The sequence below is a fragment of the Brevundimonas sp. UBA5713 genome (assembly GCF_002419815.1).
Classification (GTDB): domain Bacteria; phylum Pseudomonadota; class Alphaproteobacteria; order Caulobacterales; family Caulobacteraceae; genus Brevundimonas.
Window position 1 is genome coordinate 13,064 of sequence record NZ_DIGV01000010.1, and the last position, 24,261, is coordinate 37,324.

The window sequence follows — 24,261 nt, forward strand, 5'->3', positions numbered from 1 at the left end:
CGACGACAAAATATGCTGAGGTCATCGCTTCATCTCCTGAAGGCGCATCTTTTTGGCCCCGACGGTTGCGCCCGCCTGAGAGCGCATCTGGACTTTCCACGTGTGAGAACCGGCAGGGGCTCCGGTGTCCACGGTGAAGGGGTGGATGTAGGTGGAGACGACCGAGTTGATCTGAACGTAGGTCTGGAACGGGTCCATGCTCCCTTGGACGTAGATGGTCTGCGCACCCAGCACGTCCATGATCTGCATGGTTTCAAGAACGGTCGACCCGCGCATAAAGCGCACCTCGACAACCGCGTTTGGCCCCTGCGAGTTTACGACGGACACTTGGGCACCAAAGTCGATAGACACCTCGCCGCCCGCTGTTGTCATGGCGACGCTCAGCAGATCGGTCCAAGTGTTCAGACCGACGCTTGTTGACGCGGTAGAGGCTGCCGAAGCACCCTTGGATACGGCACCGTTTTTGAGCTGGGGCGTGTCGATCGATCCCGCGACGACCAGGTTGCCTGCGATCTCGACATTGCTGCCAAACCGAGCCTTACCGCCCTCTACGATCAGGGCATCGATAACCTGATTGTTGACGACGTTTCTTAGCCTGATCTTGGTCGCTGTGAGCGAAGCGGCCGAACCGTTTGGGCCCGCAGTCAGGTTCACATCGAAGGGGTCACCCCCAGCGCCACCGGTGACATTGAACGCCACCGAGGACAGTCGGGTTTGCGCATCCGCCGCGACCGCAGCCGTGATGGCCAGCTGCGCCTCGACATTCGGCAAGACCGTGCCCGCAGCGATCTCTTCAGCGGTGGCCGGACGGATAAGCGCCCGGTTCCACCGGATGGTCAGCGGTTCGTCATTCTGGGCGGACCTGGCCTTAAGATAGATTTGATATCGGGTAATGTTTGCCCCGCGAAGGTCGATCAATCGGCGGACACGGTAAACCGCGCCGATGGTCCCAGGCGTCCCGATAGTATCCCGGATGTTTATGTTACCGGAAGACTTCACAATGGTGTTCACGTTGCGGGCCTGAACCTCAATCGTGGCCCCCACGAACGTGCCGCTCTGGCGTTGAAAGTCAGCCTCTAACACTACCCATTCCCCTTCAGGCGAGGCTGGGATGTTCAGTTGCGAAAGGCCATAAGTACCCGCGCCGGCGACGGCTTGCTGGACGGAGTTGCCGGTAGAAGCGTCTGAAACGCGCGTGGTAGTCCCTGCCGAACCCCAGATTGACCACGTGGCCGGAACCGTGGCTGAGGATGGATAATCAGTAAACGCAGGATTTTGGTTGATAGACCCAGTACTAAGCGCCGCTGCAAGGTTCGCATTCAGGGTCGCTTCCGCAGCCGCATCCGTCGCAATACTGCTTTGGGTCAAGGCTGTCGCCGCATGGGCTTGCGCCGCGACCTCCGAGGTCACATCGCGGGCCACAATCGGCCCAACCTCTACCGGGGTATTTCCCGAAACCAGATTATTGCGAACGCCGAAGCCCACCCACACCGCGTCATTGCGAGCAAAGTTCGCGGCACCGGGGACGCCTGACCCCATGACGAAACGGATGGTGTAGGTGACCGTCTCACCGGCCTGAATCGTGCCGATAGGTCCGACGGTGTTCCACGTCAGATAGGTCAGCGCCTCGGTAAATCGGAAGGCCGCGAACGCAAACTGACTGGGTGTAGTGTTCGGGTTATGAACCTCTGCCGAGAGTTCGATGACCCGTTGGTCCAACCACTGAACCCGCTGCTTCGGGCCACACAACGCGGTGCCGACATATCGCCCGTTGGAAACCGTGCTGGCCCCAATATTGGGACGCTCGGCTGGAAGGCCGGGAGAACTGGCAAGGGTCCAGTATTCCGGTGCCACGACAGGCGGAAACGTCGCCAGCGCTCCACCAAGGGCAAACTGAGCTGAGGTTCCCGCAGACACACTCGCGGCGACAGCATCATCTTTCGCGGATGACGCCTGATTGCGGTACGTCAGCGCCTGACTTTCAGCAGTTTCAGCACGGGTAGCCGCGCCTTCGGCGGCACTGGCGCTGTTGCCTGCCTCTGTGGCCTTCGTTGATGCCGTCGAAGCCGAGGTGACTGCCGCCGCCGCACTACTGGCAGCGCCATCCCTTGCGCTCTCTGCTGCGACTTTGCTGGCGTTGGCTGCTGTGGCGCTGTTACCGGCCTCGGTGGCCTTGGTCGAGGCTGTCGAAGCCGAGCCCGATGCCGCAGTGGCAAAGCCCGACGCCTGATCGCGCGAGGTCGCGGCGTTTGATGCAGAGGTCGAGGCGCTTGAGGCTGAACCAGCCGCATTAGTCGCAGAACCAGCCGCATTAGTCGCTGCCGTTTGAGCTTGACCTCGCGCCGTTTCCGCGCCCGTGCGGGCCGTCTGGGCTGCCGAGGCCGAAGACCCGGCAGCCGTCATACTGGCCGAGGCGTCGGACGCCGAGGTGGCCGCCGCGCTGGCCGCGTCCTCAGCCCCCGCCTTGGCCGTCATTTCGTGGACCGTAAGACTCCTAACAATACCCGGCCCGCCCACGTTGTTGTTGATTGCAAAACTAACCCACGCCGCCGCCGCGTTCTTCACGACGCGGGTAGCGCCGGGACGAGTCACACCAAGGGACACGAGGGTTTTAACCTCGGCCGTCTCGCCAGCCGGAATCGTAACCACCCCAGAGCCGACGCTGCTCCATGTCACATGGCCAAAATCAGAGTCGGCTTGCGATGCTATGTGACGAACGATGGCCGCCGCCCCGGATGGAGCGGATACAACAGACCGCAGTTCATAAACTGCGCCGTCTGACCACGGCAAACGCTGTTTAGGTCCGGCCATAGTCACGCCCGTAAACGTCGCGCCCGTCAGGTGGACCGCCAGAAGGTCCGGGCGGTCAGCACCTTGACCGCTAGTGGTGCCATGCGTCCAAAGCCGCGAAGAAATAGTGGCCGGGATAGAAGACACCGCCGCCGCCGTCGCTTGGCCCGCCGCCGTGGATGCCGTCACCGCTGAAGACTGCGACGCCCCCGCCGAAATACCCGCTGCGTCTGCAAAGCTAGACGCCTGGTTGCGGGACGTTTGGGCCGCCGATGCAAAGCCGTCCGCTTGATTGCGGGCGGTCGTGGCGAGTCCTGCTTGAGTGGAGGCCGTTGACGCCGACGCTTCTGCCGAGGTTGCCGCGTTCGACGCATTGGAGGCGAAGGTTTGTGCCTGTCCACGAGCCGTCTCTGCTGCGGTTTTTGCATTATTTGCCGCAGTGGCTGAAGTGCCTGCATTAGTGGCCGACGTGGCAGCCGATGACGCCGAACCCGACGCCGCCGAAGCCGATCCACTGGCGGCGTCCCTCGCACTTTCTGCCGACACCTTGGCCGCATTAGCAGCCGAAGCGCTGTTACCCGCTTCCGTGGCTTTAGTGGAGGCCGTCGTCGCAGATCCTGCGGCAGCGGTGGCACGGTTAGCGGCATCTGTGGCAGAAGCCGCAGCGGCTCCCGCCTGAGTGCTGGCGGTCGAGGCGTGACCAGATGCATTACTGGCGCTGGTTGCCGCATTCGACGCTGATGTCGCCGCAGCATTCTTACTGCTCAACGCAGAGGCCGCATCTCCCGCAGCTGCGGTAGCCGCATCCGATGCGGCGGTACTGAAGCCCTCCGCATCGCTACTGGCAATGATAGCATCGGCCTTGGCTGTGATCGCGTTTGCTGCTGCTGCTGCTGCCTCGGCAGCCGACTGTGCCGCCGAAACCGTATCGCCGAAAACCTCTTCCAGATCCTCGACTGCGGCCTCGTTGCTGGCCGAAATAGCCTCGACGCCGACCAGACGGTCCAGAACGTCTTGTACGGGCTCGCCTTTAAGGTGAGTGGTATCACCCGCCACCAGATTGCCCGCCGTAAAGGGGCCTTTGACATCCCGTACCGACAAGCCAGTGTCTGATGCGCGGTAGCTCAGAGCCAGCCAGAAGACTTCGTTGGGCGCGAGCTCGTGTAGCGGCACCGTCAAGGCGCTGCCGTTGATCGCCACGTCCTTAATCAGTCGCCATGGGCCAGTTGCGGACGGTCCTTTCTCAACGATCAGACTTTCCGCGCGGGCGTTGTCGATGCTGATGGTGATAGTGGCCATCGGCACTTGGACATTGCCAGGCACCGGCGTCGGCAGCGAGACCGACCAATCCCCACCAGCAGGCGGGCTGAGGTCTACGCGCGCCGAGAGCGCCGGTGTGGGCGGCGGGTTAGGTGTGCGACCTAAGGCCCAGTCAACCTTGCCGGCAGTCTCGGAAACGAAGGTGACGTAAACCGTAGACATCGCAGGCTCGAACTCGCGGTGAAGGACAAGGAAGTCCATACCGTCGAGCAGCATGCCCGGCTCGTCCACGGTGAACACATCGCCGGGCTCCAGGTCGCGGCAGAACGCCTTCAAGGGCCAACGGCCGGCAATGCCTTCACGGCTGTTCGCCAAGTCCAGAGCGGCCAGTTCGGCGGCCTGTTTGGCGCTCGGCACATAGGGATAGTCGCGTTGGTCCGAACGCACGCGGCCACGGTCTTCCGCCAGATAGACAGACGACGTGACCGGTGCCGCTGCGACCAGCTGCCAGTCATGGGCTTCGCTCAGGTAGCGAGGCGTGATCTGGTTCAGGCGGTTCAGCACATTGGCTGCTGTGTCCAGCTCAATCGGACCAGCAGTATCGGCAGCCGAGATCGTCATGACGGGCGACTTGGGAGCGCCGCGGCTGACGCAGCTGATCAGGCCCGCTTGGCGGCTAATGACTGCGCCACCGGCCTGCAGGAAGGCCGCGCGTATCTCCGACTTCGGCTCGTCCGAACGGGGCAGGGCAGCGACCACCCAGCCGTTCGCGTCAGCGATGTTGGCGGCGCGGGTGTAGGCGGGCCAGTGGATCGCGGCTGGGGAAGCCCCGAGACCTCCGACGACCTTGCCGTTTTCCTTCAGGCCCAAGCACCAGTTCAGATCCGCGATGATGGGATTGGTGATGGTGCGATATGTTGCGGGCACACCTAGACGACAGGTGCCGGAGCCACCGGGGAAGGTGTCGTCAAATCGGGGGTCATAGCCCTTGATCCCGCTCACCACATGGATGGGGGATGGCTCGCCCTGCGGATAGACCGAGAACTTGCTGTCCTGTTTAAGCACCCAAAGGAAGGAGGCTTTGCCAGAAAGCTTATAGTTGGCACCCCAGCCGGGCATGCTCGGATCGGACAAAGCCACATCGGGCTGATTGCCCATCGTGCGGCGCATCCACATCTGGCCGGAGTAGCGGCCCGTGGCGGCATCCCCCGAGAAGGTCACAGCCTCCTTGTCTGCAGTGAAACCGAGATAGCCTGTGATAGGCCCGGCGCCTGACACGACGCTGACGATGCCCTTGTACTCGTTATCCTTGCCCCACGTGTTCTTGTAGACAATGTTGCCGCCCACGCCGATGCGTGGGCCGATGGCGAACGGAATGCCGGCATTGGGATCGGCTACCCACTCGCCGGGCGCGCGTCCGCCGACGTTCGGCTTCATCAGGGCCTGTGCAGCGGCGCTCATAGCCATGCTGCCGCCCACAGTGACCGCAACATAGGTGGCTACTTGGCCAGCAGTTGCCGTGCCCGCAGCCACAGCCTTCATCGAACCAACAACATAGGCGCTGGCCGCCTTTACTGCGGCCCAAGCTGCTGCTGCCATCTCAGCCATGCGCAACCCTCCAGGCTACGGTGTCGGGGTGGGAAAGGTCGGGAATACCGACCGAGCATTTGCCGTCAGGGCCAAACGCGATGGTGCGGGCTGCGCCGTATTCATGAACAACTGACAGGGCATAGGAGAACGGGCCGTCTTCACGGCTGCGACCGGCCACAATGTCAGCAGGCCAAGCCATGGCCGGAGCGATACGCACGAAGCCCAGCGCATCCATGGCTTCCACCAGATCAGCGAAGCCCTTTTCTTTCAGGACCTTGGCTGCCCCTAGTTCAGAGCGGTAGCGAACACCCTTCAGGAGCGGCACGGCCACGCCCATCTTGTGCATGGAGTGAGCGGCCAGCTTCACGCAGTCGGCCACGCCCGGCTGCATCTGACGACCGGCAAAGCGCTTCAGGCAGGCGCGGACAGCCGCTTCGCGTCGAACAATCTCACGCATCAGTAAAGGTCCATCCGGCTGTCGAAATACCCGCCTCCGGAGCCGCCCATGCCCGGAGCCAGTGAGCCCCCGCCGTAGCTCATGGCCGGTTTGCGGATGCGCCAGAAGTCGCGCTGAATGACGCCTGTGACGTGGGACAAGCCCAGCTCGCCGGGCCAGATCGATTGGTGGAAGGAGTGGCTGAGGCGGCGCTCGTCGTTCGGCTCAAGGGCGCGTGCCTCTTCGGTCACCAGCTCCAGTCGCATGACGCGGTTGTCTTCATCAGCGGCCAGAGCGCCGTAGTTGATCTCGCCGCGAAACAGCAGCTCCACGCCGTAGACGCCGCCGGTGTCGGTATCGATCGCACCTTGGAATACTTCGACTGGTGCGCCCTGAGCGAGCGGGCTGGCCAGCACTTCTATGGCCTCGTCGGTGGCGGGTCGCAGGACGATGTGCCCCGTGGTGGCCTGATCGTCGATGCCGTCGGTGAAGTTGCTGACGCTTTCAATGGTGCCGAAGCGCGCGTCACGACCGGTGAAGGTCTCGCCACTCACCACGGCCTGACCCCCATTGAGCAAGCGCACGACATACGTGCCCTCGCCATCCGGCAGCTCGATGCGGACAGCCGTGAACGTCCGCGCTGGCTGGGCCAACGCGGCTTTAAGTGTAGGGTCCATGGATTGTTACTCCGCTTCCTCGATCCGGAAGTTCAGGGCGACAGCGCCAATCTGATCGACGGCAGCGCCGCCGTAGACCGGCACGTGGCCTTCGATAACAGGGTCTGCGATGCGGACAGTGGCGTCCGCCGCAGCGCTGCGGCGGATCATGGGCCAAACCTTGATGTCGGCCTCACCGCTGCTATTGGCTGTGACTTGGCCGTCGACGAGATAGAGATAGTTGCGGCCTGCCACGACCAGATTGATCCATTTCCCGTTGGGGATGACAACGCCGGGTGTCAGACCCTTAACGGGCAGGGTGGTGCCTTGGGCACCCGAGGTGCGCGTTCTAGGGGCACCATAGTTCCGCGCAGGCATCCCCGTCTCGGGGATCGCCATTATGACGGTATTCAGCTTGCCTTTGGCCAAGATCAGCTTGAAAGCTGCGCCGCAGGTGGCTGCTTCCAGTGCGGGAATAGCGACCTCAAACGCCCACCGGTCGCCGGTGCGCTCAAGAGGCAGGAGAGGACCGCCCCACGCCGGTTTCTGTGTAGATCCGGCCGTGACCGGTTCCTCGGAGAAGGTCGCCGAACGAGGCAGGGTAGGCAGGGTCAGTTGAGCCATTAGCGTCCCCTCGTCCTGAACTGGCCCTTGCGCTGCTGCTGGGCTGAAACACTGGCAACCTGCGCTACAGCCCCCAACCGTGCGGCGTTGGCCTTGGCATCCATCTGACGTAGCAAGTCCTCGGTCATTACAGCGCCTCGCATATCGAACTGGAGTGTCTGAACGACCGTGCCACCGCCACCGCCCAAGTGCAGGCCACGGACCTGCCCGCTGTTGAGCACAGTCCCGTTGGTCCCCGGCATAAAGAACTCGCTGTTCGGCGTGTTCTCGTTGATGCGATAAAGCCTTCCTGCCGTGACCGGCCCGCCAGCAGCGCGCCCGCCGCCGAAGCCCCCGCCGAACGCGCCAATGATTGACGACCAGAAGCCACCGCCGCCGCCCGCATTCATGCCCTTCATGGCGTTGGACAGGATGTTGAACAGGTTGTCCGCGAGGTTATCCAACATGCGATCGGTGAAGCGGTCGGCCATGTTTTCGAAGAAGCCCCCCACGTCGCCATCCATGGCGGCTTTGATGCCGTCACGGAATGAGCGGCGGAACTCGTCGCGCATGGCCCCTTCGCGGTCGGCATCGCTGAAGTCCGCGTACTCTTTGTTCGCGATGTTGCTGGCTTCCTTTCGGGACATGCCTTCGCGCTGGGCCATCAGCTCAGTGATGCGCTGCTCGACAAACAGGCGACGCTCGGCGGCCTCGATGGCTGCCGGATCACCACGAAGGCGAGCCAGTTCAGCTTCGATTTCAAGGCTGTCCATCAGCACGTCGCGCTCTTGTTCGCGACGCTTCTTGGCTTGGTCCTCTCGCTTGGCCTTCTCGCGGACCAGTACCCCCAAACGCTCCTCGGCCAGTTCGGCTTCGGTCAGCATCTGAATGTGATCCCGCGCCACTTGGGCCGCGTTCTCCATCTGGGCGTCGGTCAACTGCTTGGTGAGTTGCAGTGTGTCCAGACGGGCTCGGGCCGAGCGCTCGGCTTCCTTATCGCCGCGGGCTTGTGCTGCCTCGATCTGCATTTGAAGTGATAGAACTTGGCGGCGCTCGGCTAGCTCTTCGGGCGTTGGGCCACTTGCCTTACTGGTTTTGCCTTTGTCCTTCTCCACCAGCGGATCGACGCTCGGAGGTCGTGTGTTTTGAGCCTCACGCAAGGCATCGGATAGACGCTTGACGTCGGCCTCGGCCTTTTGCGCCTCTGCTTCAGCCCGCGCCGCATAGCTCTCGGCCCCGCGCGCGGCGGCATCGTTGCCACCCACCTGCGCCGCGCGTGCATTAGACCAGCCCGCTCCGGAGCTACTTGCGCGATAGGCATCAGCTCGGCGGCGCTCCTCAGCCGCGCGAGCCCGCGCGTCGTCAGCCTCAAGCCGCTGCTGGGCAGCCATCACCCGCATATCGTTGATGCGCTCTTGTGTGACTTGTCGCAAAGCGTTGGCCTTGTCGATGAGGCCCTTTCGCTCTTCGTCGCTTGCTGACGCTGCGTTCAATACGGCTTGTCGGTAATCGGCCAGCGCACCTTCGGCTGACGACTGGAGTGCCGATAGCTGGCGCTGCGCTACCGCAGTGCTGTTGTATCTGTCGATTAGCAGATAGAGCCCGCCAGCCAATGCCGTGACGGCGGTTACGACGAGGCCGATGGGGTTTGCGGCCATTGCCATATTGAGCGCGACCTGAGCACGTGTGGCTCCGGTCATGCTCGCTGTCATAGCGATTTGGAAGCTTGTTAAGCGCGCGGCGGCGACTGCGGCGGCAAGCTTTGCAGACGCAGCAGCAGTCAGCGAAGCCACCAGCCCTGCGCCGATGACACCCGTAAGCGTGACCACGATAGGGATAATCGTGTCTAGGTTCTCGGAAAGAGCCTCGATAGCTTGCGCCATGCGCGCTGTCGCAGAGAGACCGGTGTCAGCACGCCCAACATATTTGCCGAGTTCGTTATTCAAGGCCTGAAGCGCCTGGCCGACGGTCATCGGCAGATTGGCTGCTCGTGCTTCCAGTTCTGGCAAGCCGGTGAGCAGAGCCGCAAAGAACTCTTTCGACGAAACTTCTCCCTTTCGGATCGCCGCCGCCAGCTTCTGCATGTCACCTCCAAAGCGGGCCGAGCCATTGGCTGCCGCCTGCAAGATGATCGGAGTGCCTTCCAGAAGGCTATTCAACTCTTCTGCGCGCACCGTGCCTGCTCCCAGCGCTTGCCCCAGCTGGAGGAGCGGCCCCGCCGCTTCCTGCGCGGAAACACCTTGAACGCGAAGCGCGGCTGTAACGCCATTGGTCATAGCGATTAGCTGTTCGTCGGATGCCCCAAGCTGATTGCGCGATTGGCTCACGCGTTGGTACATCTGCGCTACGGCGTCGATTGCGACCCCGTTGCGGTTAGCCGCCTCGTATAAATCGTTCTCCACATCCTTGAGGCGCTGCCCCTCAAGCCCGGCAGCCTTCAGCCTGTTTTGGAGATTGGTGTACCCGTCTGCGTAATCGATAATCTGGCGCACCGAGAAGGCAGCAGCCATGATACCCGCAAAGCCAGCGATCTCCCTGCGAAGAGCGTCACCCATGGGCGAAAACATGCGGGCCGACTGGCGCTGTACATCGGTTTGAATGCGACGTAGGGCGTCGTTAGTGCCTTTCTGCGACTTGCGCAGCTCGCCGTTCATCTTGCGCAAAGATTTTTCAAAGTGCTCGGCGTTGGCCTCAATGCGCACCAAGAGACGTTCGATTTCTTCGGCCATAACGCCTCCAAAGAAAAAGGCCCGCCGAAGCGAGCCTCATCCATTCACATTTGCAGCACTCTCAGAGCCCTGCCACCGGCTCGCCTTTACCGGCGGGGTAGAGCACGTCGCGCTCTGTCATCCGCCAGCGTTTGCCATTCGAGCAATCCACGAACACCTGGGGGTTAGTGGGTGTTGATCGAGCCTCGGAATATTCCGAACGTTCGACAACTGTGCAGTCTGGTGAGCGCCCAACCCTATTGGCAGCGTTCTCTCGGAGGCGCTGAATTCGACCGGTGATTTCTTCTTCCCCGATCGTCGCAAACAGCTGCGGGAACTGCTGCTCTGTATACGGCTCGAAGACACTAGGATCGATATAGACAGGCGCTGCTCGTTCCTGCGGCTGAGCGCAAGCTCCCAACGATACCGCCGCCGCCAGTAGCAATCGCTTCATGTACGTCCCTCCATCAGAACCGGAGGTATAGCACGGATCGTTTAGCTCCAATGAGCCTCGCGCGCCGCCTTCACGGCCCGCTCAAATGCCTCATCGGATGGCGCGCCTGCCTTGTCCTCGACACCTTGCGAACGGAGCCAACCCCGATGGGCGTGCTTCAGCTGCCAGAGGGTGGCGTCTCGGATTTCTTGTGGCGACCACCCGAGTTGCCCGCCCGCTTGGTAGATGTAGCCGAAGCGGATTTTTCGGCGGGGGAGTGGGGCGTCTTCCCCGCCTGATCCTCCCCCTCGCGTGCGTCCTCGTCCGGAGCGCCCACTAAAGCCGCGCCGAGGATGCTCTGTACGAGAGGCTTATGGCTGACCAAGTTGCCGCTATCGACATAGCGGCCCACCAACGCCAGCGCAGACATGGCATCCAAACCGCCGCCGATTAGACCAAGGCGGATGGTTTGGATTAGGTCTTGCACTCGCCATGTGCCGAGAGAGACACGGCTCCACAGTTCCTCGGGGCCGCAGTCGGTCTTTTCTTGCAACTCTTCCAGCTGACCAATGGCCAGCCGGAAGCGATGCACGCCGTCACCGAAGGGGGCCTCGACTAAGGCGTTACGGCTCATTAGGTGCCTGCCGTGATGGTCGGCTTGTCAGCCTGAACCAGCGTGACCGAGGCCGTAGCGTATTCACGCGCCGTACCCGTGAGCGAAAACTCGGTCAGGATGTACAGCCCGGCGGCTTGGAAGGCCCCCGCTACAAGAACGCGAACGTTGAAGGTCGTGCCCACGCGGTCCAGCCACGTCTTCAGCGAGGTCTTGTGGACCTTGCCTTCACCTGAAATGGTGCTGTCCTCAGCTTCCACGGTGCGCACCGTTTTGTCCGGCTTCGACGGATCGGTGCAATTTGGGATCGTCTGGTCCTTGGTCGAGGCCGACATGTTGAAACTGCGCGATCCGTTGATCATGCAGTCGTGAGCGAACACTTCAGGCGAAGCGCCGTCACCAATCTGGACGAGGATTTCCTCGCCCGAAACCGTCGAGACGTAAGTATCCGGCATTGCGGATGCTCCTTCATTTTAGGGGTGGCCCGATGGATGCGGGCGGGGAGGACCGCTTGCGCGGGTTCTGTCAGGCCGCGGGGCGCAGCCAGTACCGAAGGCTGATGATCGACCGGCTGGTCAGTCCATCGGCTTCGCGTTGGGTTCTGACGGTGCAGCGGTGGCGGTCAACCGTCCAGCCCGTCACGGATAGCTTTTGATCTAGAGCGGCGACCATCGCTGCGGTCAGGCGCTTCACTTCTGGAAAGCCAACAGCCATCGACCAGCAATCGACCTGCGCAGCGATCTCATAAACCGTCCCGCAACCGTCATAGTCCGGAATGGTCTGCATCGGGCCGAAGGTGGCCATGGGATAGTCTGGCTTGTCAGGCGTGCGGTCGTAGAAACGGATCGCAGACCCAGAGCCGAGCAGGGCGGTAACCGCTGCGGATGTCTTGGCCGCAGCCAGCATGGCGGCCTGCAAAGGAAGTTGAGGGTCACTCATTTGCCCTTGGCCTCCTTCTTCACCGCCCTCGACATGGCTGACTTGATCCGTCGCGCAGCGCCCGCTCGGCGCAGCCTGACGACCGGCCAGAAGAAGGGCTCTGCAGGAACGATCTTGCCGCTCTTGGCGTCCTTGTGGCCCAACTCGACCGGTGGAGCCTTGGGCCTTCCTCTGGCGTCCTTGGCGTCTGCTATGACCACCATCGACACGTCACCAAGGATGCCGTCCTCGGTGTAGATGTGATCGCGGATTTGCTCGCCGTTGTTCGGGTCGTCGTCGCGCGGAGCGATAGTAATCATCTCGGCGGCCATAGCCTCTGCCTCGAAAAACACGCGCTGTCCGGTGGCCTTGCGAACTGCTGGCGACATGCGCTCAAACTTGCGCATCAGGCGCTCGATGTTTTCGATCTCACTAGCCATCATTCCCGCCCGAGACGGCCTGTATCAGCAGCCACTGGCGATTGCCGTCCATATCGCCAACGAAAGAAATGTTGAAGGTTCGGCTGCTATCCCGAGCGTCCACTATGCGGTCGGTATGGGTGATGGTTCGGGTCTGGCTGTCAGAACGCACCCAGCAATCCCACTGAGCCTTGCCCGCTATACGTCCGGCTTGGGTTTGCTCTCCGCCGCGTGCGGGGAGCAGGCTGGCCCAGCGCTCTATGCCGAGGTCTTCCCAGCCGGTGACAGGGTTTCCGTATTCATCCGCGCCTTCTTGGCGGCGCTGAAACTTGACCCTGTCGCGCAGGTCGCCCGCGCCTTTAGGCTTTGGCATCGTCTCGCCTTGGCGTCGGGACCTTCACAGCCTTCTTCGCCGTGATGGCATCCTGTCCGCACTGATTGCGCACGGAACCAGACCAGCCGGCCTTATACGCAATGCAGGTCCGGGGAGCCTCTGGCGGCACCCAATCGAAGTCCTCTGTGAACCTTACATGCATGATGGGCTCCTTAAACTCGCAGCCAGCGATAGGGGGCAAGTAGCGCCTTGGCGGTTGCGCTGATCTGGATGGGCGACGACACCGAACCGACTTGGCCGGTTTCGCGATATGCGTAGAGATCACCAAGCATCATGAGAGCAGCGGCTCGGAATGCGGCTGCAGGCCCTTCTCCGGCTGGCACTGTGGAGAGGTTGCAGTATTGCAGAACGTGCGACACCGCTGCGTCTGCGTAGGTTTCGATCAATGCGTCGTCGTCATCAAAGTCGACGCGCAGATGCTGCTTGGCTTCTTCAAGGCTGAACAGCGGGCCGGTTTCGGTGACGACGACGTTGAGCATGGGTTAGTCCTTGCTCTCGACCTTGAGGCCGAGGTTCTTGGCGACGGCTTCGGCACCCGACAGAGTTGGGTCGTTGAAGTCGATACGGTTCTGCTCCTCCGAAGTGCCCTCGCGAGGATCAGCGTCCACAGCAGGCTCGTTCGGATCAACTTGCATGGGCTGGATCGGAGCGCCGGAAGGGGCGAACTCTTTGGCCGGGGCTGCCTTTGCCTCGGTCTTCTTTTCCTTGGTCTCGGTCATGGTGGCCTCCTTAGCCATTGTGGGTTCCCGACTGGCCAGAAGGGGCGCGTCACGCCCACTCAGGAAAGCCGGGACCGGAGTGAACCGGCCCCGTCAGTCTGTCGCCGCTGTTAGGAAGCAGCAGCTACCTTCAGAGCGCGCATGGGCTCAGGGTTGTAGACCCCGCCGCCGACGCGCTTGGTGGTGTAGAAGTGGACGAAAGGCTTGTTGGTGTACGGGTCGCGCAGAACGCGAATGCCCACACGATCAACCACCAGATAGGTGGCTTCCATGTCGCCATACAAAGCGGCGATGGAGTTAGCCGCCACTGCGGGCATGTCCGGCACTTCGACGATGGTTTCGCCCGCCAGAGTGGCCGGTTGACCAGCGGCGTACGACGGCTGCCACAGGTAGTTGCCTTGGCCGTCCTTCAGCTTGCGCATCGCGGCTTGCGAGCCACGGTTGGTGTAGAGCTTCGCGTTGGCGCGGAACTCGCTCGGCAGGCTGTAGAACAGGTCAATGAAGCCATCGGCGGTCAGGTTCGACGCGTGGCCGCCGTTGACGGTTTGGATGGCACCCCACGGGTGGCGGGCAGCGTTAGCAGCACCTTCCACATAGGTTAGGATGCCGTGAGGCTTGTTCACGCCGTCGCCCGATAGGAAGGCAATACCTTCTTGGCGAGCAAACTCGGTTTGAACCTCGTCAGCCAGCCATGCTTCCAGATCGATGGCAGCGTCATCCAGCAGTTGTTGCGAGATGGCAGGGTTTGCGTAGATCTCGCCCAGCGGGAAGTCGAGCGAAGCGATCTGCGGGGTGCTGGTGGCCGGACGTGCAGCCACTTCACCGACCCAGCCGCTACCAACCGCGCGGTCAGTGAACAGCTTCTTGAAGCCGTTGGTGGTGATCGAGATAACGCGAGCGTTCGCACGGATCGGCGAAACCTGCTTCATCTTACCGGTGATGGTGCGATCCCATTCGACCGGAGCAAGGAAGCCGCCATCGGCATCAGTGCCCTTGGTCATGGCGGCCTGAACGTCGGCACCGGCATTGTCGCCCTTGCGCATGTGGGCCTTAAAGGCGTTCACGTACTCAGGGTCGCCTTGCAGATCGCCAATCACGGCACCGCCGTTGGCATTCGCGGCGATCTTGGCATTCAGATCGTCAATGGCCGACTGGTAGTTGTCGATGGCCGAGTTGATCTTTTCCAGCTTCTCGTTGACGAGGCCGTCTTCAGCCTTGGCCTTCAGCTTTTCGTCGTTCGTCTTCTTGAACTCTTCGAAGGCAGCTTGAACCTGAGCGATCATGGCCTTCGCATCGGTGGCGTCAGCACGCACAGTGCCACACAGGGCGCGCGGAGCGGCCCCGTTTTGATAGTCTTGCATGTGATTTTCTCCTGCGCTCTAGGCGCTGATGGTTTTGAGAAGTCCGGCAAGTGCGCCGGCCAGTTCAGGGTCAGCACCAGCGCCTGGCGTGGTGTCGGCATCAGAGGCAGCGCCTGGCGTGCCTTTGATCTTGTTGATGCGGTCGCGCGCTTGAGTGCGCGTTAGACCAGCAGAAACCAGTTGGAGCTCCATGGCTCGGAGCTCGTTGACGCGGCGATCTTCGGCCTTAGCCTTATCGTCGGTCGTGATCTTGTCGGCGGAGAGTAGGGCGTCGGCAAACCCGTGCTCGATCGCTTGCGAACCTGACATGAAGGTCTCGGCATCCATCCACTTCGCGATGTCGTTAGCTTTCTGGCCCGAGCGGGCCGCATAGACATCGACCATGGCTGCGTCGAACGGTTCGAGGAAATCAGCCGTCTCGCGCATGTCGTGACGGTTGCCCATCGCGAGGACCCAGCAATTATGGATCATCAGGAAGGATGCTGCGCCGATTTCGATAGTATCACCGGCCATGGCGATGATGGATGCTGCGGATGCCGCCATACCCATCACTTTGACCGTCACGTCGTACGGGTGCTCGCGCAGGACGTTGTAGATGGCGATGCCTTCGAACATGTCGCCACCGGGCGAATTGATCTGAACCTCGACCGGCCCCGCAATGGCGCGGAGTTGGCTGGCCACCTTCTTTGCAGTGACACCGCCGCCAGTCCAAAAGTCCTCGCCGATGATGTCGAACATCGTGATGACGTTATCGCCGCGCTCTAAGGCCCTCACGCCAGCCGCGTCATCCGACCACTTGTCGAACACTTGCGGCTTGGTGAAAGCGTGCACGTCTCGCGTTGCCGGTTGGGGCATGGCTCCGGGACGCGCTTTGGCGAACACCCGCAAATTACTCTGGCGCATCTTCGCCTCCTTGTGGTGTGGGCTGTGCCGAGCCTTGGCTGAGAACATCGCCGCCTTCTTTGTCCGGCATGTCGTTCAGTCGGCGCACTTCGTTCTGGGTCATCCATGCGGGCTGACCTCCCGCGCCAAGAGCCTTGGCGAAGAAGTCGCCCTGATCCTTCGTTGACCCACGCAGCAGAGCATTGGGATTGAACTTGACCGAGAACCGGTCCTTTTCAGTTCCGACCAACAGAGAGCGCTCTGCCGCCTGCTGCCATGCCTCAAACCACGGACCCAAGGCGTACTGCACGAAGAACTGGCCCAGCGCCTGAATGCCGGACCCCCAGCTGGTCTCGTCGACCATCAACAGCGGGCGGGGGACGCCGGTCACGCGGGCGATCTCTTCGACTTGCATCCGTCGAAGCTCGGTGAGCTGGGCGTCCTTGGCGTTGTTGGCCAAGTTCTCCCATTTCATGCCCTCTTCGAGGATCAGGTTCTTACCGGCGTTAGCAGCGCCTTCCTTCTCCGCCAAGCTGGCTTTCAGCCGTTCAAAGGCAGGATCGGAGAGCTTGCCCGGGTGGGTCAAAGCTCCGCCGATAAATGAGCCGTTGCGGAACAGACGGCCTGCCGCCAATTCCGCGCTCAGCGCCAATCCAATGGCGTCCCGTGCCTGCTTAACGAGCGACAGCCCGTTGATGCCATCCAATGACAGGCCGCGTAGGTGAAACACCTCGTCAGCGCGAAGGACGCGTGCACCGCCCTTGGGTGGCGAATATTTATAGCTAAGCGACCAGTCGTCATTCTGGATGGGCGTTACCCAGTCGGGGTTCAGTGGAACCAGCCGCACGATGTCGTCGCGACCTGTGCGAAGCTGGCGCGAACGGATAATCAGCGCGTAGGCGTTACCCTTCACTAGTGCCCGCAGCTGCATGAGAGAGCGGAAGTCGAACGCCGTCTGCCAGTTATTCGGCTCGCGATGAAGGATGCGGAAGAGCGGGTGATCCGCTTTCTCCTTTGTCTCCTCGTCAATGACGTGGAGCGGGAGCATCCCAATAGCGTAGCTAATCAGGCTCACCGCACGGAACATCGCCGGGTTCCGAAGAGCCGTTTCAGTGTTGACGGTCGCGCCAGACGCAGCCTCAAAGCCGTCGCGCAGAAACTCGGCCACCAACGGGTCGTTCAGTGAATAGAACACGCAACCGTCACCGACGTCGGCTCGCGGGGCTGGCTGGCTGGAGGGTTTGGCTCCGAAGGGCCAGAGACGTGAGAAATCCATTCTGCCCCTTTCAGATCATCCGGATGCCGCGGGCCTCGTAAACCGAAGCTTCATCTTCCACTTGGCGCTCGCGAGCCTTCAGGCCCACGGCCATGCACAAAGCCACTGCGCCGTCGATGCGGAACCGAGCCTTCTGCTTGTCCAGCTTGCGGCCTCCGGTGGCGTCGTTCGTCGCTACCGCGTTGGCCATATTCCATGTCAGCACCGGATTGCCCGGATGCACCAATGTCTCGTCCAGGACTTCCATTTCCAGCGCATCAATCGCCGGGGTCATGTCCCTATATCCTTGGCCCCACGGCACCAGCCGTAAGCCGTCCGACTTGTCGCCGTCCTTGTGCGCAGCCAGCCCGATAGCGTCGAACTCGCGCAGCAGATGGTCGATCTGCCAGCGGTCGTAAGCCATGCCTCGGACCTCGTAACGCTCGCAAAGCTCTGCGATGCGTTCGGCCACCAAGCGCGGCGAAATGATCCTGCCCGGGGCTGCTTCGATCCATCCTTCGTTGACCCACTGGCGATAAGGCACGCGGTCTGCGCGTTCTTGATCCTCCAGCAAATCCTCGGGTTTCCAGAACCACGACTGAACGCGGCTTGCACCTTCCGCCGATACACCCACCAAGGCCGTAAGGTCGGTTTTGGCCGATAGGTCGAGTGCCAGATATATCGGCTCGCCGTCTTCCAAGGCCGCGTCACCAGCGCGACCCAGCCAATCGTCCCGTCCGATCAGCGGCGAGTTCATGTTGACCCGTTGGTTCAGCACCAACACGCGGAACGTGTTCTGCGCCGAGGGCATACGCTTGGCCTTTTTGGCCTGTTCCTCAAGGTCTTTGCGGCTACGGAACAGTCCGAGCGCAGGGTTTGACGCCAGCCACGCCGCCTCGTCCAACACATCGCAGCCTTCAGGCGCGGTATATACGTGACAGACAATGTGCGGGTCTTGGCTGGCCTTCGCGTCGTCAATCCAGATTGAGAACAGGTCGCCGTCTGAGGGAGCCTGCGTTGAAATCGCAATCAGCAGCGGGTCTTCGTGAGCGCCCTGTGCAGTTGTGATTGCGTCCACGAAATCATCTTGCGGGCCTTTGACCTGACCCACCTCGTCCAGAATAGCGAGAACGGGCGAAAGGCCGTGCGCTGTAGTGCCGTCCGCCGCGATTGCGCGATACTCGACGTTGAGCGCCAAGCCGATAAGCGACTTACCCGAAGGCACAATCCGCACCAACTGGCTCAATTCTGGCGAAAGCTGCACCATCTTGGCAGCCAGCTTGAAAACCAGAGCCGCCTGATCCCGCGACCGAGCGCCCGAAACAATCTGGCTATTTAGCCGCGCCTCCGGTCCCGCGATGTGGGCTAGAAGCAAACAGGCAATCAAAGCCGACTTGCCGTTTTTCCGACCTATCGAGAGGTAGGCTTCCTTTGTGCCTTTGGGGTTGTCGTAAACCTCTAGGATGAACTTCTTCTGGAAGCCAGCCAGAACAATCGGCTGGCCGACCTTTGCGCCTTCTGGCACCCGCAGATAGCGGTGAATGAACTCTATGACGCGCTCGCCTCGCGTCGGGGTTTTACGCGCCATTAGTTGACTGAAGGACGAGCCAGTAAGTCGTCACCCTCAAGAGGATTGTCGCCCTCGACGCTTCGAGCGTGAGCGCGGCGCTTTCCAACGTCTCTTGCCTCGCCTGCGGCGCGGCCATGAATGCTCAACGACTGGCGGGCCGATTTGATCTGCGCGTGCAGACCATGAACCACAGCCACCCGAGGGTTTGCATAGACCTTGCCGTCGCTCGGCACGATTACCTCGCCCTCCTTGCGGAGCTTGGCGCGGTTCGTAACCAGTTGCGCCATCGCGTTTGCTAGGTCCGAAACATAGGCCAGATCGTGGTCAGTCCATTCCGATTTAGCCCGCGCCTTCATGATGTCGTTCCAGAAGGGCAGGGCGTCATCATCAAGCGGAGCGTGCGCCGGAGGCAGCAGTTCCTTTGTTGCGGCGGCCATGACCTTCACGGCTTGCGTTGCGCTGTCGATGCGAGCCTTGCGTGCTTTAGTCATCGGCCCTCCGCGCGCGCGAGAAAACTGTATTAGCGTTGACGAAGTGTGGGGGCCGCCGGTGTCCAAGGCGAAGGCTCCAGAGTTTTAACCGCCCCCTCCCATCAGGAGCAGACCACCACATCGCCCTGTCTGGGCTGATACTGCGACCACCAACGTCTGACGATGCGCTCTGCCTCATGGCTGCGCCTATCGCCCGCCTGTCTATCCGTCCTTATGCGCCTGATGCATTCCTGCTCGGGGGTAGCCAGCACCACCACGTCGCAGCCAAGGGTGTCAGCCCACCACTGTCTGTACGGTGCCTTGGGCTCGGTGAGGATGATCCAAGCGTGTGGCCACTTGCCCTTCGCCTTAGCCCACATCAGGTCAGCTATCTGTTCATTGCGCTGCCTTAGCACGTCGCCGATCTGCTCGCTGGTCAGGTCAATCGCCCTTACGTCACCAGGCTTGCCGAACAGGCTGGCCGCTATGGTGTCGAAGCAGATGATCCTGTCGTGCTCGGCTGCCTGTTGTCTCACATATGTGGACTTGCCCGAGGCCGGAGGACCGCACACCAGCGTGGTTGGCACATGCACCTTGCGGAACCATGTCGGGTGTGTCTTGGCCGTGCCTATAGGCTGGGTTGCGTTGAGGCTTCCCATGTTGGCCGGATGCTGTGCGTCGGTCGGCCAACCATCCGCGCCTACCGCGAACGAGTAGCCTGCCTTCTCTTGCCTTTGCTCTGTCTGGTCGTGGCATGGAGCGCACAGGGAAGAGAAGGGGCCAGCAAAGAAACCATCAGGTGTGGCCTTGCTGTCCTTGTCCTTGTGGTTGCAGACCGTGGCCGCAGTTATGAGCCCGCGCTCTAGGCAGGTCTCGCATAGTGGGTGTTCCGCAAGCTGTGCGGATCGGGTCTGCTTCCATCGCGCTGTGCTGTAGAGGCGTCGGTACTGTTGCGCCTCTAGGCTGCGATAGTCGCGGGCCATTGATCTCTCCGAGTGTCCCAGCCTTACGCGCTAAATGAACCGTCTCCGGCCTGCGGGACGCGTTGCCTAAGATTTACAATGTAAGGGCACTTTGGGTGACCATGGCATCACAATAAAAGTGGCGCGAGAACGGGCTTAGCGTGGATTTATGCCTGCCCGTATTTGGATCAAAAGCTTTGGTATAAAATATTCTTGCGGTTTTGTCTCACTGGCGCTAACTCAGTTCTACACATGACCGTTTGGATTGAATTCCATTCGAGACATGGAGGGGGAACAAAGGGGGTCGAGGGGGCCCCCTTTGTTTTATCGGCTTTCTGCTAGTTGTCGGTATGCCTCACCCACGCTCTGCGGCTTTCGTTCAGATAGCTTTCGATGCGTGTCCGCTGCGCAAGTGAGGCAAGCTTGTCGCGGGCCAGTGATCCTTGCTCACACTGGCTTAGCCCTACGCTGCTTGGGGCGCGGGACCGCGTAAAAGAAAACCCCCAGCCGTTAAGCCAAGGGTGTGGTGTCTGCGAGGCAGGGCTTGATACCTGCTAGCTGCGTTCCCGAGGCTTGGCGCTCCGGCCAAGAGCACAGTCGCCGTTTGCCTCCCACCTTGAGGGCGGAACCTACCCCATACGCGTGTCCTTCCACGCCGCTCGCAGATTGGTGTTGCCTGTTCAGGCGAATGGGGTGAGCGGCAGCCGGAGGGGACCAACTACCGCCCTTGGGGGGATACAGCGCTTACTGAAACTGGTGGTCCCTCACAGCCCTAGCCAATGGCACGGCTGGGCAAGCCAGCGTATTCGAACTGTGAAGGCTGTTCTGCGCTGGGCGATCAACTCCAGCGGCCCGCTGGTAAGCGCGAGACTTAAACCACAGCGGCGACCGGCGTAAGGCTTCGCTCGTTCCCGTTCATGCTGGCTAGGGCTTCCTTAGCTATCTCGGTCATGCTGTCCGCCAGCGAAGTTTCACAGGCCGCGAAACGCATAAGCTCAATCTTCTTCAGCGCTTCCGTGGCCACCCTCAGCTTGGACTCGAGATCGCGGATCGTGGCAGCGGCAGGCGATAGATCGGTGAACTCGTCGCTCATCCAATCCAACCAATCAGCAATTTCACTCGGTGTCGTGGTGTTGGTCATTCTGCTTCCCTTTAGTTTTTGGATGCACGAATTAGACACCGAAATGAAGGGGGGCGGCCAAAAGCGGGCACACGCCCTCAACAGGGTACCAAATGGTACCGGGATCGGCGTGAGGCCGAAGCCCCTACGTATTTCATCCGCCGGTCGTCCCGCACGCGATAGCGTGAATTGCTCCTAGTATCAATTCTATGGAGAATTCGTCAACCCCATAAATCCGTGGCGACCAATCAATCGTAAGGGTCGCCACTATAATCGTCGGGATATCAAGCTTGACCGTTGACCGCTGTTATCAGAATGTTATCGATTGTCGTGCGCAAGGCCTTTTGCCAATCTAGGGAACACCTTCTCATGCCTGTAAAGCTCAGCCTTGAGGAGTATGATCGCGTCATGGATAGGTGGAGAGAGGCGCAAAAGGCCACGAAGGAAGCCGAAGCGGCGTGTGAGCAGCATAGAGCCCAGCACGGGGTCCTTGCAGAAGAACTCGTGGAAGTCTTGGTCGATGCAAAACACCACGAGTTTCGAATTCTATCCCGGCTGAATCGTTAGCTGACACCACTGGGCCGTTATGCAGCTTGCGCAAACGATCCGTTTCCTTCCAGTGCGGCAACCACCAACTGCAAACCTGCTTCACCCATCGCCTGTAGGTCAGCAAGGTTGGCCTTTAGCTTTTCAGTCTCGGCTTGGGCTTCCTTGGCGTCGCGGGTGTGGTCGTATCGGCCCTCGGCTTCCTTCCGCGCGAAGCGGGCGATCTCGGCATGCGCCACCGGAGCAGGAGCCCCGTTCTGACCGAAGACCACCGCCTTGATCCCATCGATCCGGCGCACTTCCCAGAAGCTTCGCCCGGGCTTGAGCTGGAAGAAGATGTAACCCACGAGGATCGGCTTCTGCACCTTCCTGCGGGCGGCTCCGCGTCCACGGTAGCGGGTCTCCTGCGGGTAGTAGGCTGGGATCTTCCTTTCGTCCAAGCCTGCCCTAGCCTTGGCCTCGCACTTGGGATTGACTCGGCCGATGTACCACTGGGTTTCGGCATCAGGTCCGAGGCGAGCAATGTCAGCTGCTGTGACCATGAAGTCGTGACGGGTAACATCAATCACGCCGCCACCTGCATCGTGGCCCCACGCCACAGCTGACCGTCATGGGCGACCCAGAAGGTCTTGCCTCCATGAACCACCGCACGAGGAAAGCCACCCTCTGCCAGACAGGCCTTCACCAACTTGGCATCGTCACCGAGGCTCAGTGGAACGCCCATGCTCTCATAACCCAGCCCAAGCCGGACAAGACGGCTCTTCACTGCATCCTCGCCACGGCTCAGAGCAGCGGCCATCCTCTTGACCGACGTGCGAGCCGAATGGTCGCGTAGGTACTCGTCCTCGTATTCCATCCACTTTGCCATCAGGCTGCCTCCTCATTTTGAACCACCGGCGCGACGATCACGCCTTGTTCGATCAGTTTTGCCCGCATCTCCGCGCTCATGTGGCTTCCGGCCTCCAAGGGGGCGCTGGGCGGGCGGTGAAGGGTGCGACGGGCTTTCATCGCCATCGCGGTCGGGGTGCCGTCCAAGGCCTGCTTGACCTCGCTGACCATGGCCTTCACCTGCTCGGGGCTGTCCTTCACCACCGGCTTCGGCTCAGGGGCCTTGGGCTGGGCGGCCTGCTGGATCGCCGTCTTGGCGCGGTGCCATGCGCGGCTGAACTTGCTCACCACCGTCGTTTCGCGGGCCAGTGCGGCCAGCTTGCCCGGCTTGGGGGCCCACTCGGCATCGGGAAGGGCGACATAGGCCTTCATGCCCGCTTCGATCGATGCGGCCGTCAGACCTTTCAGGGCTTCGAAGTAGTCCGCCCAGAACATGGTCCACTCGGCATCGGTGCGCTTCGTGCGCAGATCACCGAACGTCTGCTCGCGGCTGCGGATGATCCCGACGATCTCCTGCGGCGTGGCGGGCTTCAACGCCTCGTGCCGCAGGGCAGGGAGCAGCATGGCCGCTTGCCCGCGCAGGATCTCGCTGCCCGCAATGGCCTTGATCGCCACCACGTCAGAAGTCTCCTCGAGCAGCCACGAGCGCAGCGGCCCCTCCAGCGCCGGTAAACGAACGCTCTCGGTTTGCACGGTTGGCGGATTGATGGTCGTCGCCTGCATGGTTGGCCTCCGGAATAATCAAGGCTTTGCGGTTGTCCGCGATGCTCTGGGCAATGGCGGCGTCGAAGAACTTCCAGGTCGAAATCGGGGTGCCCGTGCGCTGGGCCAACGAAGTCACCACCGGCAGCACGTCATGCTCCCAGCTCGCACCGTCTCGCTTCCACGCGGCCAGTCGGCCCATCGTGGTCACCAGTCCGGGCTGTCGGCTTACGTCGAGGCGAACGGTCTTGGCGGCACGGACCAGAGCCATCGCCCAGTCCATCGCCTGACCTTGGGGCCAATCGTCACCACCGGCGTTCACAACCGTGCCCTCGACACACACCACCGGTTCGCAGTGGTTCGCATCGTTCGCACTCGCGCACGCAGCAGCAGCAATTCCTTCTGACGTATCCTCTGACGGTTCAAACGTAGTGAGCCCGGACACAGTGTCCGGTGAGGGTGGACAGGGTGTCCGGTTGGTTTGGACAGATTGTCCGGTTGGTTGGACACGTTGTCCGGTTGCTGCGCCACTACCGGACAGATTGGCCGCTTGCTGAAAAGCCAGCAGCACAATGGCGTCCGAGGTGCGCGATCCGTCACGACGACGGCGCTCCTGACGCGCAATCACGCCCTTGGCCTCAAAAGCCTCCAGAACGCGGCGCACAGTGCGGTCCCAACACGCTGCCTGCTGGGCAATGCTCTCCTGTCCGGGGAAGCATTCGCCATCCCCGTCGGCATAGTTGGCCAGCACCAGCAGAACGGCCTTCTCGGTCGAGCTTTCGACCGGATATGACAAGGCCCAGCTGATCGCTTGAACGCTCATCGCCGCTTACCAGCCGCCAGTGCCGCGTGAAGGGTTTCGCGCTGGGCTTTGTCGATGTGCCGCGTTTGGCCATGGCGCGCACGTGCGGCCTCTCGCTGCTGGCGATAGTGGCGCTGGAAGCGTGCATACGCTTTGGCGCTGGA

At 61.5% G+C, this 24,261-nt stretch carries 24 protein-coding genes; all 24 read right to left on the reverse strand.

The features are described 5' to 3' along the window. Positions 1-21 precede the first annotated feature (21 nt). Positions 22-5,658, reverse strand: a complete 5,637-nt coding sequence (locus tag B3B04_RS01250; protein WP_292039006.1) for a hypothetical protein — start codon at positions 5,656-5,658, stop codon at positions 22-24. After that, positions 5,651-6,097, reverse strand: a complete 447-nt coding sequence (locus B3B04_RS01255) for a DUF6950 family protein (protein ID WP_292039009.1) — start codon at positions 6,095-6,097, stop codon at positions 5,651-5,653. The genes B3B04_RS01250 and B3B04_RS01255 overlap by 8 nt, the downstream gene beginning before the upstream one ends. Then, positions 6,097-6,753, reverse strand: coding sequence for a hypothetical protein (locus B3B04_RS01260; protein WP_292039012.1), 657 nt, complete (start codon positions 6,751-6,753; stop codon positions 6,097-6,099). Before B3B04_RS01260 ends, B3B04_RS01255 begins: the two co-directional genes overlap by 1 nt. A 6-nt stretch (positions 6,754-6,759) precedes the next feature. Then, positions 6,760-7,356 carry a hypothetical protein gene (locus B3B04_RS01265; RefSeq protein ID WP_292039015.1) on the reverse strand — a complete coding sequence of 199 codons (597 nt, stop codon included), beginning with the start codon at positions 7,354-7,356 and terminating at the stop codon, positions 6,760-6,762. Further along, complete coding sequence (locus B3B04_RS01270) at positions 7,356-10,064, reverse strand: tape measure protein (protein WP_292039019.1); 2,709 nt, start codon at positions 10,062-10,064, stop codon at positions 7,356-7,358. The genes B3B04_RS01265 and B3B04_RS01270 overlap by 1 nt, the downstream gene beginning before the upstream one ends. Positions 10,065-10,125: 61 nt before the next feature. Next, the gene (locus B3B04_RS01275; protein ID WP_292039022.1) at positions 10,126-10,497 is read right to left on the reverse strand and encodes a hypothetical protein; all 372 of its coding nucleotides are present in this window, start codon (positions 10,495-10,497) and stop codon (positions 10,126-10,128) included. Positions 10,498-10,654: 157 nt separating this feature from the next. Then, on the reverse strand, positions 10,655-11,110 hold the full coding sequence (locus B3B04_RS01280) for a gene transfer agent family protein (protein WP_292039025.1): 456 nt from the start codon (positions 11,108-11,110) through the stop codon (positions 10,655-10,657). Continuing rightward, positions 11,110-11,544: a phage tail tube protein gene (locus tag B3B04_RS01285; RefSeq protein ID WP_292039027.1), complete on the reverse strand. Its 435-nt coding sequence runs from the start codon at positions 11,542-11,544 to the stop codon at positions 11,110-11,112. The genes B3B04_RS01280 and B3B04_RS01285 overlap by 1 nt, the downstream gene beginning before the upstream one ends. A gap of 70 nt (positions 11,545-11,614) precedes the next feature. After that, on the reverse strand, positions 11,615-12,028 hold the full coding sequence (locus B3B04_RS01290; protein WP_292039031.1) for a DUF3168 domain-containing protein: 414 nt from the start codon (positions 12,026-12,028) through the stop codon (positions 11,615-11,617). After that, the gene (locus B3B04_RS01295; protein ID WP_292039033.1) at positions 12,025-12,447 is read right to left on the reverse strand and encodes a hypothetical protein; all 423 of its coding nucleotides are present in this window, start codon (positions 12,445-12,447) and stop codon (positions 12,025-12,027) included. Before B3B04_RS01295 ends, B3B04_RS01290 begins: the two co-directional genes overlap by 4 nt. Further along, positions 12,440-12,799: a phage head closure protein gene (locus B3B04_RS01300; protein ID WP_292039036.1), complete on the reverse strand. Its 360-nt coding sequence runs from the start codon at positions 12,797-12,799 to the stop codon at positions 12,440-12,442. Before B3B04_RS01300 ends, B3B04_RS01295 begins: the two co-directional genes overlap by 8 nt. Positions 12,800-12,972: 173 nt before the next feature. Beyond that, entirely contained in the window at positions 12,973-13,299 is a 327-nt protein-coding gene (locus B3B04_RS01305) for a head-tail connector protein (RefSeq protein ID WP_292039039.1), read from the reverse strand. Between the two features lie 3 nt (positions 13,300-13,302). Further along, positions 13,303-13,539 (reverse strand): hypothetical protein, encoded by a 237-nt coding sequence (locus tag B3B04_RS01310; protein WP_292039041.1) that lies wholly within the window; start codon positions 13,537-13,539, stop codon positions 13,303-13,305. A gap of 110 nt (positions 13,540-13,649) precedes the next feature. Continuing rightward, a complete protein-coding gene (locus B3B04_RS01315) occupies positions 13,650-14,900 on the reverse strand; it encodes a phage major capsid protein (protein ID WP_292039042.1) in 1,251 nt (416 codons plus the stop codon). Between the two features lie 18 nt (positions 14,901-14,918). Further along, a complete protein-coding gene (locus tag B3B04_RS01320; protein WP_292039044.1) occupies positions 14,919-15,803 on the reverse strand; it encodes a head maturation protease, ClpP-related in 885 nt (294 codons plus the stop codon). Next, positions 15,790-16,950, reverse strand: a complete 1,161-nt coding sequence (locus B3B04_RS01325) for a phage portal protein (protein WP_292039047.1) — start codon at positions 16,948-16,950, stop codon at positions 15,790-15,792. Before B3B04_RS01325 ends, B3B04_RS01320 begins: the two co-directional genes overlap by 14 nt. 118 nt (positions 16,951-17,068) lie before the next feature. After that, complete coding sequence (locus B3B04_RS01330) at positions 17,069-18,625, reverse strand: terminase large subunit (RefSeq protein WP_292039049.1); 1,557 nt, start codon at positions 18,623-18,625, stop codon at positions 17,069-17,071. Beyond that, positions 18,625-19,098, reverse strand: coding sequence for a hypothetical protein (locus B3B04_RS01335; protein ID WP_292039051.1), 474 nt, complete (start codon positions 19,096-19,098; stop codon positions 18,625-18,627). The genes B3B04_RS01330 and B3B04_RS01335 overlap by 1 nt, the downstream gene beginning before the upstream one ends. Positions 19,099-19,199: 101 nt before the next feature. Further along, on the reverse strand, positions 19,200-20,060 hold the full coding sequence (locus B3B04_RS01340) for an AAA family ATPase (RefSeq protein WP_292039053.1): 861 nt from the start codon (positions 20,058-20,060) through the stop codon (positions 19,200-19,202). Positions 20,061-20,910: 850 nt separating this feature from the next. Continuing rightward, positions 20,911-21,180 carry a hypothetical protein gene (locus tag B3B04_RS01345; RefSeq protein ID WP_292039054.1) on the reverse strand — a complete coding sequence of 90 codons (270 nt, stop codon included), beginning with the start codon at positions 21,178-21,180 and terminating at the stop codon, positions 20,911-20,913. Between the two features lie 563 nt (positions 21,181-21,743). Further along, complete coding sequence (locus B3B04_RS01350; protein WP_292039056.1) at positions 21,744-22,274, reverse strand: transcription termination/antitermination NusG family protein; 531 nt, start codon at positions 22,272-22,274, stop codon at positions 21,744-21,746. Then, on the reverse strand, positions 22,271-22,573 hold the full coding sequence (locus B3B04_RS01355) for a hypothetical protein (protein WP_292039058.1): 303 nt from the start codon (positions 22,571-22,573) through the stop codon (positions 22,271-22,273). Before B3B04_RS01355 ends, B3B04_RS01350 begins: the two co-directional genes overlap by 4 nt. Next, the gene (locus tag B3B04_RS01360) at positions 22,573-23,316 is read right to left on the reverse strand and encodes a hypothetical protein (protein ID WP_292039103.1); all 744 of its coding nucleotides are present in this window, start codon (positions 23,314-23,316) and stop codon (positions 22,573-22,575) included. Before B3B04_RS01360 ends, B3B04_RS01355 begins: the two co-directional genes overlap by 1 nt. Continuing rightward, complete coding sequence (locus tag B3B04_RS01365; protein ID WP_292039061.1) at positions 23,213-24,118, reverse strand: helix-turn-helix domain-containing protein; 906 nt, start codon at positions 24,116-24,118, stop codon at positions 23,213-23,215. The genes B3B04_RS01360 and B3B04_RS01365 overlap by 104 nt, the downstream gene beginning before the upstream one ends. Between the last annotated feature and the right edge of the window lie 143 nt (positions 24,119-24,261).